This window comes from Agrobacterium radiobacter, from assembly GCF_040801995.1.
Lineage (GTDB): Bacteria > Pseudomonadota > Alphaproteobacteria > Rhizobiales > Rhizobiaceae > Agrobacterium > Agrobacterium radiobacter.
The window spans coordinates 21,714-33,705 of record NZ_JBEGHX010000002.1 but is presented as its reverse complement, the minus strand read 5'-3'; the positions used below and the strand labels follow the sequence as shown (position 1 = coordinate 33,705).

Genomic DNA, 11,992 nt, shown 5'->3' with positions numbered 1-11,992 from the left:
TTCATGCGAACGATCGCGACAGCATCCGAGATATTGTCAACAAGACCGGAAGAGCGATCGTGCCGCTGGGTTTTCACGAACGCCCGCATCCCCAGTTTTTAAAATGGCATCGCGAGGATTCGTTTAAGCACTAGAGCGTAAAGGGGAATGCCTATGTCACACTCGCAGGCTCAAGATCTGATAAGACTTACGCCGGTGGATTGAATGTCTACGGTCGAAGCAGATGATGCTTCTTCCTGTTGACCTTGTTGCCGCGCGGTCCGCTCACCACTGGCGTCCGGTCGGCATTTTCAGCGTGCAAACCTCGCCACCTTTCTAGCCGATCGGCACCAAGCTCGCCGCGTGCGACAGCGCCTTGAACGGCGCATCCTGGTTCATGAGCATGGGTACAGTCGCGAAACCGGCACAACGGCGCCAGCTCGGTAATCTCGGCGAACAGCGTATCTATTCCATTGGTAACGTCGCTGACATAGAGCTTCCTTATACCCGGCGTGTCTATGACCCAGCCGCCGCCTGAAACCGCATGCAGGGATCGCGCCGTCGTGGTGTGCCGACCCTGCGCATCATATTCACGAATAGTGCCGGTTTTCTGCTTCGTATGAGATCCGGTCAGCGTATTTACAAGCGTTGACTTTCCGACGCCGGAGGACCCTACCAGCGCAATGGTCTGACCTTTACCCAGCCATGGCCTCAACAAGGCGACAGCATCGGCCGAGCGTCCATTAAGCGCTATGACTGGCAGGTCGCGTTGCAGAGCCTCCGCCTGTGACTGAAACCGGCCGACGTCTTCCGCAGTATCAGCTTTGGTCAGCACGATGACCGGTTCGCTTCCGGCTTGATCCGCCATTATCAGATAACGTTCGAGACGTGCGGGATCGAAATCTGCATTGCACGATGTAACTACCAGTAGGGTGTCAACATTGGCGGCAATGAGTTGCAGGCCACGTCCGCCTTCCGGCCTTCGCTGGAACAGGCTTTTTCGGTCGAGACGTTTGACAAACATGCCCGTCAGCGGGTCGGCAAGTATCCAGTCTCCGACTGCGAAGTCGGCCGTATTACTATTGCCCGGGAGCTCCAGGCGAACGGGCCCTGTCATATCGATTGCCTCGATGCGCGAGCGGTGGACAGATGATATACGCCTGGACGCGAGGCCAGCGTCGCCGTCTCTGAGTTGATCCGCAAAAAATGCAGACCAGCCGAGCTGCTCCAGTGTCGAAGGAAGCGGGACAGTCATCAGCCGTGTTCTCGCCTACTGGTGCGGCTCGCGTTTCGGCAAGAACTTAGCGTGAGCAATAGCCTCGCCGGAATAGGGAAAATCGTCTCCGAGTTGACGATTGCCGTCGAATACCTTGAAGATCGGACCGTCTACTTCAACGATTTTGTAGCCATTTACGTACTCGAATTTCGGCGTCTTCCAGCCCATCAGAAGTCCTTCAGTTGGTTATCATCTCTGGTCGCGAGATGGCGCCGGGCAACGTTACCGGTTTTCACTGGCATTTGCGCTAATTTTATATTTGGCTGCGTATCACTCAATCGGAAGCGCTGGCTGACGGTTGGCTTGCCAAAGTATGCGGCGATGCGCAATCGTCGAACTTTCTCACCGGACTTGTCTTCGATGCACTCGCGGGAAATGATCGATGATCCGACACTTCTGCCGGTGACCCGCGTTCGCAAGTCGTTCGCGGCATCTGGTCTCCCAATCATCCACTACGGCGATCGCTCAATTTGCGACATTCCCGCACTCTGGAAGCCGGTGTTGATAAGCCTTGCCGCGCGCCTGTCCGGTTCAAAAGAAGCAGATGCCTTAATCGAAGGCGAGGGCGGGATTTGCAGGTAAGCCGCATTTCGAGTGCGGTGCATTCGACCACTCTGCCACCTCTCCGCATGCGCGAACGCTTGCGTTGCGCGCTCCTCTTAGGGAGAATAACAGGCTGGCGTTCGTTTTTAGAGGTAGTCCGTGCCGTGATAGTGCCCTCTCTCTAAGTGAAAGATCGTTTGTAAAACCCTTCCAAGCCGGGCGGAATGGGTAAACCCATCACTAATGGAGATAAGAGAAGCTGTCGCTCCTCAAAATCAATGCTTTTGAGTATAAACAGGCCCGCGAATCGTTGTCGCCCGCCTCGAAAGGCCGAAAATGCCGTAGAAGTTGTCACCCATCTCGGATCGTAAGGGGATATGACCTTGAACCCATCTGCCTTCAAATAAATGTGTGGCGATTTCTTGAGATCAAAGCTCTCTACAATGTCAGTATGGTCTTCCCGCCCAGGGAGAACACCGTTCCTCGTATAAAACATTTCATTTACGGATATGACGGATCCAATGAAATCCTCAGACAGGGGGAACAAGTCGAGTAGCTCAATCGCTCCTATATGGAGATTGGAGACAATTTCGCCGAGATGAGACAGGTGCCAGATCATGCTTCCATCCGGAAAACCAGTTTTGGTCTCAACGAATACAGGTGACTCTTTGTCCAGGTCTGATACAAAAAACTGGAGTCGCGGGGTGTTGATATAATTTATGTAAATGTAGTTTCTCAAGAAGGCCGGAACATGTAGCTCAATTTGTCCGGTCTGAAGCTCCTTTGAAGCCCGAGCCTCAGCCTCTTCCTTCCATTGTTTGAGCCGTGTAGCTGGAAACGAGGCACCGCCATTTACATCAATCATCGTCGCGCAGTTACTGCATAGCCAAAGCGCGTTTGCGAGCGAGGCTCTCTCCGCAGGCATCTGCGTCCCATCGTAACGAGGCCCTCCGGGAGAAGCGGCATGGATGTGAGCGGCTTTACCAATCGAGATCGCCGCATCAACTACCGTAGTATCAGGTCCGACAGTGACACGGTCGCAGGCTGGGCTTGAGCAGCGATAGGCGACTCTTTGAGCTGCAATTCGTTTTACTGCGGCAGAAAAATCGTCACGTTTACTCGCTCTCATGTTCATCCCCACTCGTATGCCCGCCGAAAAAGGGGCTGTGCTTTTTCGAAATCCGTCATCGACTTAAGCGAGAGTTCCAGATCGCCAGTCCCGTGGTGCCCAATATTTTTAACGTCACGAGAGAACGCCTCTTCAAGCTCCACCGTGGAGGGATCCAATTTTAGGTATGCGACGACGCATCGCGCCTGTGGATAAATCTGCAGGCACACGAAATTTTTGAAGCGCTTAAATCCCGTATATTGTTGCAATTCCTTCACCTGCACATCGTCACCGAGCCCCAAAACAAATTGTTGCACGGCGTCGTAGATGTCGCGCAATTCGGTTGACGACTGGGAGAGACGATAGGCCATCCGATTTCTCCAATAAGGATCGCTTTCGTCGGATTCGTCTTTTGGAGTGGTATCCGTAGTCGCAGCCTTGCCAGCTACGGGAACAATAGTCCTCGCCGATTTAGGTGCGTGGACAAGCTCAATCATCAGCAGGTCGTCACCAAACTTACGGTAACGGATAAGCTCGATGTTTCGGGCTATCTGCTTCACTGCATGCTCATCATACCGCGTGAAATCGCCGGCGATACAAAGCAGACGCGGCGCAGTCCAATCGACGGCTTTAGCTACATCCGGCCCCAGGCGCTCCATCACCAGCCATTGAAACTCCTTGCGATGATCCAGCAACCAATCGAGGTAGAAGAGCCCTTGATTGATGACATTCTCATTGACCGAACGCTTATATTCGATGATGACGGGCGAATTGTCTTCATCCACACCCAGCGTATCAATCCTGCCGCCATGGACTGCACCAGTTGAATGTTCGCTGGCGAGAAATCGAATTCCAAGGAGAGCTTCTAGGTTTGCCTCGAATAACTTTTGGAGCGATTTCTCGACTTGGACCGCAGCACCGGCAAGCTCCGTCACTTGGGCACCATGGAAATGAAACAGCTTGATATCGCTCAAAATTTACTCCGGTGAAGATCAGAAATTGCATACAAAGTTCTATTCGCCTTTGCGCCGATGTCCAGATAAATTGCCACGCGGCTCCGATTTGCTATTGTGAGCGCTGAGCATGACGGGGAATAAATAACGTGACGACTTTGAGCCTTTCGCAGCTGGAAAACCATCTCTGGCGGGCGGCGGATATTTTGCGGGGATCGATCGATTCCGGTGATTACAAACACTACATTTTCGGCCTTCTGTTCTTCAAACGCCTCTCGGATGTCTGGGAGGAAGAGTATGAAGCCGCGATGTCGTTGTATGCCAACCAGGAGATCGCTGAGCTTCCTGATCAACACCGCTTCGATATCCCCAAGGGCCATTTCTGGAGGGATGTGCGCAAGCACACCACCGATATTGGAACGCACCTGAACCGTGCGTTTCACATAATTGAAGACGCGAACATAAAGCTGCGCGGCGTCTTCCAGGATGTCGATTTTAACAACAAGGAGCGCTTTCCGGATGCCATGCTGGAAAAGCTGCTCCAGCATTTCGAGACCTACCGGCTGCGCAACGGCGATGTCGAGCCGGATGTGCTGGGTCAGGCCTATGAATATCTGATCGCCCAGTTTGCAGATGATGCCGGGAAGAAGGGCGGGGAATTCTACACGCCGAAGATGGTCGTGCGGCTGATTGTCGAGTGCCTGAAGCCGGAAGAAGGCATGTCCATCTATGACCCCACGTGCGGCTCGGGCGGCATGCTGCTGGAAGCCGTGCATCATCTGGAAAAGCAGGGCAAGAACCCCGAAAGCCTTTCGCTGTTCGGGCAGGAGCGGAACCTCAATACCTGGGCCATATGCCAGATGAACCTGTTCCTGCATGACATCGACGACGCGCAGGTGGCGCGCGGCGATACGCTGCTGGAGCCGAAGCACCTGACGGGCGATAGCGTGAAGGCCATTCGCACATTCGACCGGGTGCTGGCCAACCCGCCCTTTTCGCTGAAAAGCTGGGGTCATGACGTCTGGTCGAAGGGCGATGCCTATGGCCGCGACCGCTATGGCTGCCCGCCGAAATCCTATGGCGACCTCGCCTTCGTGCAGCATATGGTGGCGAGCCTCAAGGAAGATGGCGTCTGCGGGGTGGTGCTGCCGCATGGCGTGCTGTTTCGCGGTGGCGCGGAGGGCAGGATCCGCGAGGGGCTGATCCAGGATGATCTGATCGAGGCCGTCATCGGCCTGGCGCCGAATCTGTTTTATGGCGCGGGCATTCCGGCCTGCATCCTGATCCTGCGCAAACAGAAACCGGCGGCGCGCAAGGGCCAGATCCTGATCGTCAACGGCGCCGAACGTTTCATTGAAGGCAAAGCACAGAACCATCTGTCGGAGGCAAATGTCGCCGCGCTAGCAAAGGCCTATGGCGACTTCGCCGATGCCGAGCGGTTGGCGCGGGTAGTGCCTGTGAGTGAAATCGAAGAGAACGACTTCAACCTCAATATCAGCCGCTATGTGCATCTGGGCGAGGAGTCTGAAGAGGTCGATGTCGCGGCGGAAGTGGAAAAGCTGGTGGAGCTCCAGGCCGAGCGCGATGCGGCTGAAACGCGGATGATGGGCTTTCTGCGGGAGCTGGGCTATGTCGCGTGAGGTTCCGAGCGGGTGGTCGCTAGCGACGCTCGAGTCATTCGTGGAAGAATTCAAGGTTCTTGACAGCGTAGGTAACCTGCCGCCACTGAGCGTTACAAAAAGCAACGGCATTGTATTCCAGTCAGAGAAGTTTAACAAACGCATCGCCAACGCATCTTCAAGCAACTACAAGGTAGTTAGGAGCGGCGAATACTCCTACGATCCGATGTCTCTATATTACGGCGCAATCGGCAGGCTGAATGTCTGCGACGCCGGCATTGTGAGCCCAGCTTATGTAACATTTCGTCTCAAAGGAGCCATCGAGAGAGATTTTTTTGACCTCTACGTCAAAACCAGTGACTTCTTAGTCGAGGTTAACAAGGTTACCGAGGGAGGTAACCAAGACGGAAAGCGAAAGAAAACCGATTGGAAGTCTTTTTGCTCGCTGCCCATCTCGGTCCCCCCACTCCACGAACAGCGCCGTATCGCCGAAACTCTGTCCAGCGTCGATGCGGCCATTGCGGCAACGCGGGCGGTGATCGAGCAGACCAGAAACGTCAAGCAGGGTGTGCTGGAACGCCTGCTCACCAAAGGTATCGGCCACACACGCTTCAAAGAGACGGAGATTGGGGAGATCCCAGAGAGATGGGAGGTTTTTCAGGTATCGAACGTCGCGGCATCGATTGACTCTGGGTGGAGCCCTGACTGCGAGAAGGTTGCTGCTGCCGAGGGAGAATGGGGGATACTCAAGACGTCAGCGGTTATATGGGACGGATACCGGCCAAATGAAAATAAGAAGCTTCCAGGTAATTTGACACCAAGGCCAGAAATTGAGGTCAAGACAGGTGATGTCTTGATCACAAGGGCTGGGCCAGTCGATAGAACCGGCGTCGTTGCTCTGGTAACCAACACGCCAGAGAGGCTTATGCTGTCCGATAAGATCATACGAATTCAGACTAATCCGGCGCAATGTCTGCCCGGCTTCCTCAGCCTATGGCTTTCTTCAGCTGCCGCCCAGAGCGAGGTCGTCAAGAAGAAATCTGGAATGGCACAGTCGCAAACGAATATTTCTCAGAAGGTCCTTCGAGGCCTTTGCGTTCCACTTCCCCCGATAGATGAGCAGATTAAGATAGCCGAGGCAGTTCAATCAGTCGAAGACGATATTAGTGCTGAAAACAAAAAACTGGGTGCTCTTGGCGCTGCTAAAACCGCCCTGATGTCCGACCTCCTGACCGGCCGCAAGCGGGTCAGCGAGGCTCTGTCCATGGCTGCGGAGTAAGCGCCCGATGAGCCATGGTCCCGAATGGCATTTTGCCGAGCGCCCCACGATCGAGCATCTGAGGGCCATGGGCTATGGCTTCTTAACCGCAGCGGAGCATGCAGGTCTTCGTGATGGCGAGAACCAGGTCCTGTTTCGCCTGCATCTGATCGACGCGCTTATGCGGATCAACGGTATCGACCGCACCTCTGCCGAGGCCGCCTATGGCGAGCTTGCGGCGATCAGCGACAACGAGGTCTGGCTAAAGGTTCTGCGCGGTGACTATGCCCGCAAAGTGACCGGTCAGGAAACGCAGCAGACGCTGCGTGTTATCGATCTTCTAGACCCTCGCAACAACCAATTTTCCGTAACGCACCAGCTGCTGGTGAAGGCGGAGAACACGCGTAAACCCGATATCGTTGTTTACGTGAACGGCATTCCGCTGGTGGTAATCGAGGCAAAAAGCCCGCTGAACACCAAGGACAAGACAGGCGAGGCCTTCGAGCAGATCAAGCAATACGAGCAGGATATTCCGCGCCTGTTCTTCTCCAATGTCTTCAACATTGTCACCGACGGTGCGCTGGTGCTTTATGGCTCGACCGGGTCCGGCTCCAAATATTTCGCCGAATGGCGCGATCCCTGGCCGAAGACTGATGCCGATTTTCCCGACTCACTCGCCAAGGGTCTCTGGTGCCTGCTGGAATCGAGCCGGCTGCTCGACCTGATCGCGCACTACGTCGTGTTCGAAAAGACCGAGACCGGCACGATCAAGAAGATCTGCCGCTACCAACAGTTCCGCGCCGTCAATCGTATCGTTGACCGTGTCATCGAGGGCAAGCACCGGCAGGGGCTGATCTGGCACACCCAGGGCAGCGGCAAGTCGCTGACCATGGTGTTTGCTGCGCTGAAGCTTAAGACACACCGGACGATCCAGACCGAGCGGCTCGCCAATCCGAACATTCTGGTGCTGACCGACCGGGTGGACCTGCACAGCCAGATCAGCGGCACCTTCACCGCTTGCGGACTGCCGAACCCGACGGCGATCGAGAGCATCAAGGATCTTCACACGCTGATACGCAGCGGCAAGGACGGACATACGGCGCTTTCCACCATCTTCAAGTTCCAAGGCTCGAAGGAGGCGATTGCGAATTCCGAAAACTGGATCGTGATGGTGGACGAGGCCCACCGCACCCAGGAAAAGGATCTCGGCGCCTATCTGCGCGCGACGTTGCCCCATGCCCGCTTCTTCGGCTTTACCGGCACACCTGTGAAGAAGGACGACAAGAACACCTATGAGAATTTCGGTTTGCCCGGAGAAGGCTATCTCGACAAATACGGCATTGACGACGCCGTGGCCGATGGCGCGACTGTGCCGATCTATTATACCGGCCGCAAGACCGACTGGCATATCGACGAGGCTAAGATCGACATTCTGTTCGACACCTGGTTTGCCGAACTGGACGACGACAAGCTGAACGAGATCAAGAAACGCGGCGTCCAGATCGAGGATCTGGTCAAGCATCCCCGCCGCATCGCGTTGATCGCCTACGACATCTGGACCCACTTCAAGCAATATGCCCAGCCGGATGGGTTCAAGGCCCAGATCGTCGCCATAGACCGCGAGGCGGTGATACTCTACAAGCAGGCACTGACCAAGGTCATTGCCGAGGATCTGCGAGCCGAGGGCGTAGAGCCAGCCGAAGCGCTGGCCCGCGCCGGTGCCATGTCGGCCTGCGTTTATTCGATCAACCAAGAAGACAGCAAGCCGAGCGAGGATCCGCACAAGCAGGCGATCCGCACCAAACTTAAAGCGCATTACCTGGATTCCGAGGCGGAAAAGCTGGCGAAGAAATCTTTTGGCCGTAAAGGCGACGACCCGCAGTTCCTGATCGTCTGCGACAAGCTTCTGACCGGCTTCGATTGCCCGATCGAAAGCGTGATGTATCTCGACAAGCCGCTGAAGGAACACGGGCTGCTGCAGGCGATTGCCCGCACCAACCGCGTTTCCGACGCCAGGAAGCGCAACGGGCTGATCGTCGATTACATCGGCGTTTCCGGTCACCTCGAAGAAGCACTCTCCTCCTACCGTGCTGATGACGTGAAGAACGCCATGCGCGACCTGGACGACCTGCGCAACCAACTGCAGGCTGCCCACTCGGCTGTTGCCGCGATGATGAAGCCACTCAAGCGCAAGGCGAGCGACAAGGACGCGCTGAAGGCGGAATATGATGCCTTCATCAAGCTGCTCGGCACCGAGGACAAGTGGTTCGACTTCAAGGCAAAGACCCGCAGCTTCATCGCGCTCTATGAGACGCTGAGCCCGGACCCGAGCGTTCTGGATTTCACCGCCGACCTGAAATGGGTCGCCAACTTCCTGCTCTATGGCACCCAGCACTTTGAGAAGCGTCAGGCCTTTGACCAGATGAACTACAGCGAGAAGATCCGCGAGATGCTGGAGAAGCATCTGGAGGCGACGGGTCTGAGCGTCACCGTCAAGCTGCGCCACATAACGGACCCGGAGTTCTGGGAGGATTTCGACCCCGAGGCCAAGACCGAGGAAGACCTGATGACGGCGGCGATCCGCAAGACGACGGAGCTGCGCAAGACCGTAACAGAGCGGATCGACGACAGCCCGCATCAATATGGCAAGTTCTCCGAGCGCCTTCGCCAGTTGCTGGAAAAGCTCGAAAGCGCACAGCTCTCTTGGGGCGAGAAGCTGAAGGCGGCGGAAGAGCTGGCGAAGGACATCACGGCGGAAGATGCCGCCCATGTTGAGGCGGGCCTCTCTCCCGGTGCCTATGGCATCCTGCAGATCCTCAACGGCTTTACCTCGGGGCCGGAGGGCGAGGATCTGGCGATCCAGCTGGAAGGTCTCTACACAGACCCTGTGACCGCTCCATCAGGCTGGTGGCAGAAGGACGGACTGCGCAAGAGCCTGCGCCAGCAGGTGCGTTCTATGGCACATCTGGCTGGCCTCACCCAGCTCAGGGAGATTCCGGAAGAGGTCGAGGCCTACGCCCTCAAGCACTTCGCGAGGCAGTGACATGGCCGTCTATCGCATCGGCAGCCAAGAGATCGAATATAACCTGCGGCGATCGCCCAAGGCCCGCAAGGCGAGTCTCAGCGTTACGCCAAAGTCCTTCGAGCTCCTGGTGCCGGAAGGAACGACCGACGAACAGATCTGCGCAGTGCTGGATCGCAGGCGCGCCTGGATCATCGATACCGTGCAGCACATGGCCGAGCGCGCCAAGGCGCAGACACGCGTCTACCAGTTCGTCACCGGTGCCAAGATTCCCTACCGTGGGCGGATGGCCAAGCTCACCATCGAACCCTTCGACGGCTCGCTGGTCGAGGTCAGCTTCAGCAACGGCTTCCATATCCGCATGCCCTCTGGTCTGCCGCCTGAATCCTCCGACGCAATCATCGAGAGCGCGCTGAGGCTGTGGCTGAAACGCCGTGTGCGCGACGACGCCCGCGACTTCGTCCGCAGGCATGGTGAGCGCCACGGGCTCAAGCCTCGCGGCGTGCAGATCAAAGACCAGAAGCACATGTGGGGCAGCTGCGGCCAGGACCGCCAGATCAATCTCAACTGGCACCTGATCTTCGCCCCGAAGCCCGTGCTGGAATACGCTGTGGTCCACGAGATGTGCCATCTGAAGCACCGCAACCACGAACCGGAGTTTTGGGATTTCGTCGGACGGGTTCTGCCGGACTGGCAGGAGCGTAAGGCATGGCTCGACAAGAACGAGCACATGCTGGGCTGGGAGAAGGTGGAGCTTCAGCGATGACTGTTCCACCAGTGCTCCCTTCGCCTCTATCAACCGAGCCCAGCTCTACAAAAGGAACATCTAACATGTCGGACATATTGAGCTTTATCAGTGAGTGGCAGACACTAATTAGCGCTCTGATCGCGCTGATTGCAGCTCTCTGGACAATCAAGCTCATGTCTAAGCAAAGCCGCGGAGAGGAGATTCGTCACGCTGCCGGCTTGGAACGCAAGAAGCTCGCCGCACGGGCGCAAATGCCGGACGCACTCAGTGGTATGGCGAAATATGTCCAATCGTGTTGCCTCAGCCTGCTGGAAGGGGCCGAGAAACCCGAACCGCCGCTCCTTGAGATGAGCACACTCAAAAGCGTCATAGAGCACATCGACGACGCAGAGGCGGCCAAGACTTTCACGTTGGTATCCTGGTATCAGGTCCAGCACGCTCGAATTCAAGCAGACCGAAAACTGAAAGAAATCGAGCGGAATGATATGCTCTATGATGCGGTGCTGCTTTTGGCTCATGTAAATGCCCTGTTTGACTACGCCCGTAACGAAGGTCGTAGTCCTGAAAGCGCGGAGCCGTCCCGGGAGGAGATGATGACGGCGTTCAAAAATGCCCTTAGTCTGAACGCCACTATAGCGAAACGCGATCAATTGCATGGCGTCATCGAGCTCATTAATCGTCGCCATCACTAGAAGGCATCCAAACATTCGCGGTCGTCGCGCACCATCCAAGATTCGCTCATGCTCCACCCATGCTATTTGAGGTCGAAAAATGGCTGGTGCGACAGCGTAGTGCAACAGGTCGCTCCCATACCTCATCCTTAACTCACTGGCGCTCACCGGCTGGCTCTCAGCTGTTGGTCGATGTCGGCCGCGGAATGCGAGCGACGCGCGCCGGTGAGTCGTTCTGGCGCTTTTGTGTCTGCGCGCTTAGATCGACCACATTTTTATCCGGATGGATTTTGAGATGCCGAAGAAGCAGAAACGGGATAGCGCATATTACGAAGAGCGACTGAGGGGGGAGTTCCCGGCGATCTACGCAGACCTACAGGCGGGAAAGCACAGGACGATCACCGAGGCCGCAATCGCTGCCGGCTTGAAGAAGACCCGGACTCGGCTCCACGAGCTGAAGAACGCATTCGAGAAGGCGAAGAAGTCCGAGCAAACGGCGTTTTTGGGCAGGCTGGCAGCTCAAGGCTTCTCAATAGCACCAAGTTCGTCAACAGGAACGGGTGGTGCCGGGGTCGCGATGGACAGGAGACTGTTGCCAGCTACAAAAATGCGGACCGAGGAGATCATTGCGAAGCGCCGTCTGAAAGTCGGCGATGTGATGGCCGAGATGGGTTTCCCAAAGCTCAATGCTTCGCTTGGCGGAGCCCTTCATCGCGGAGACAGACTGCAACCCATGTAATCACCGCGCTGGAGAAATGGCTGATTGCCAACAAGAGCTTTTAGCTCAGCAAATAGATAAATCTACTCCGCCAGCC

Annotated in this window: 10 protein-coding genes, 1 tRNA gene and 1 pseudogene; 8 read left to right on the top strand and 4 right to left on the bottom strand. The window is 56.2% G+C overall.

All coding sequences use genetic code 11. The annotated features are described in order from the left end of the window. Positions 1 to 2: 2 nt before the first annotated feature. A pseudogene (locus MRBLRC7O_RS14145) lies at positions 3 to 134 on the top strand (HNH endonuclease); the annotation flags it as partial. Positions 135 to 208: 74 nt separating this feature from the next. Here the strand turns inward: MRBLRC7O_RS14145 and rsgA are convergent. Next, positions 209 to 1,234 (bottom strand): ribosome small subunit-dependent GTPase A, encoded by a 1,026-nt coding sequence (gene rsgA, locus MRBLRC7O_RS14140; RefSeq protein ID WP_112539459.1) that lies wholly within the window; start codon positions 1,232 to 1,234, stop codon positions 209 to 211. A gap of 51 nt (positions 1,235 to 1,285) precedes the next feature. Between rsgA and MRBLRC7O_RS14135 the strand changes: the two genes are divergently transcribed. Continuing rightward, positions 1,286 to 1,837, top strand: a complete 552-nt coding sequence (locus tag MRBLRC7O_RS14135; RefSeq protein WP_162706166.1) for a hypothetical protein — start codon at positions 1,286 to 1,288, stop codon at positions 1,835 to 1,837. Here MRBLRC7O_RS14135 and MRBLRC7O_RS14130 read toward each other — a convergent pair. The 3 genes from MRBLRC7O_RS14130 to MRBLRC7O_RS14120 all read right to left on the bottom strand — a co-directional run bounded on the left by MRBLRC7O_RS14130 (position 1,813) and on the right by MRBLRC7O_RS14120 (position 3,880). Further along, positions 1,813 to 1,882: transfer RNA gene (locus MRBLRC7O_RS14130), tRNA-Ser, on the bottom strand. The genes MRBLRC7O_RS14135 and MRBLRC7O_RS14130 overlap by 25 nt on opposite strands. Positions 1,883 to 1,979: 97 nt before the next feature. After that, entirely contained in the window at positions 1,980 to 2,927 is a 948-nt protein-coding gene (locus tag MRBLRC7O_RS14125) for a hypothetical protein (protein WP_162706168.1), read from the bottom strand. Between the two features lie 2 nt (positions 2,928 to 2,929). Then, the gene (locus MRBLRC7O_RS14120; protein WP_112539463.1) at positions 2,930 to 3,880 is read right to left on the bottom strand and encodes a DUF5655 domain-containing protein; all 951 of its coding nucleotides are present in this window, start codon (positions 3,878 to 3,880) and stop codon (positions 2,930 to 2,932) included. Between the two features lie 128 nt (positions 3,881 to 4,008). On the opposite strand from MRBLRC7O_RS14120, the gene MRBLRC7O_RS14115 reads away from it, so the two are divergent. The 6 genes from MRBLRC7O_RS14115 to MRBLRC7O_RS14090 all read left to right on the top strand — a co-directional run bounded on the left by MRBLRC7O_RS14115 (position 4,009) and on the right by MRBLRC7O_RS14090 (position 11,916). After that, positions 4,009 to 5,499, top strand: a complete 1,491-nt coding sequence (locus tag MRBLRC7O_RS14115; RefSeq protein ID WP_112539465.1) for a type I restriction-modification system subunit M — start codon at positions 4,009 to 4,011, stop codon at positions 5,497 to 5,499. Further along, complete coding sequence (locus tag MRBLRC7O_RS14110) at positions 5,489 to 6,757, top strand: restriction endonuclease subunit S (protein ID WP_112539467.1); 1,269 nt, start codon at positions 5,489 to 5,491, stop codon at positions 6,755 to 6,757. Before MRBLRC7O_RS14115 ends, MRBLRC7O_RS14110 begins: the two co-directional genes overlap by 11 nt. Before the next feature lie 7 nt (positions 6,758 to 6,764). Continuing rightward, positions 6,765 to 9,779: a type I restriction endonuclease subunit R gene (locus tag MRBLRC7O_RS14105; protein ID WP_112539469.1), complete on the top strand. Its 3,015-nt coding sequence runs from the start codon at positions 6,765 to 6,767 to the stop codon at positions 9,777 to 9,779. A gap of 1 nt (position 9,780) precedes the next feature. Beyond that, positions 9,781 to 10,524, top strand: a complete 744-nt coding sequence (locus tag MRBLRC7O_RS14100) for a M48 family metallopeptidase (protein ID WP_112539470.1) — start codon at positions 9,781 to 9,783, stop codon at positions 10,522 to 10,524. Positions 10,525 to 10,589: 65 nt separating this feature from the next. After that, entirely contained in the window at positions 10,590 to 11,198 is a 609-nt protein-coding gene (locus MRBLRC7O_RS14095; RefSeq protein ID WP_112539472.1) for a hypothetical protein, read from the top strand. A gap of 274 nt (positions 11,199 to 11,472) precedes the next feature. Continuing rightward, on the top strand, positions 11,473 to 11,916 hold the full coding sequence (locus tag MRBLRC7O_RS14090; RefSeq protein WP_162706170.1) for a hypothetical protein: 444 nt from the start codon (positions 11,473 to 11,475) through the stop codon (positions 11,914 to 11,916). Positions 11,917 to 11,992: the final 76 nt, after the last annotated feature.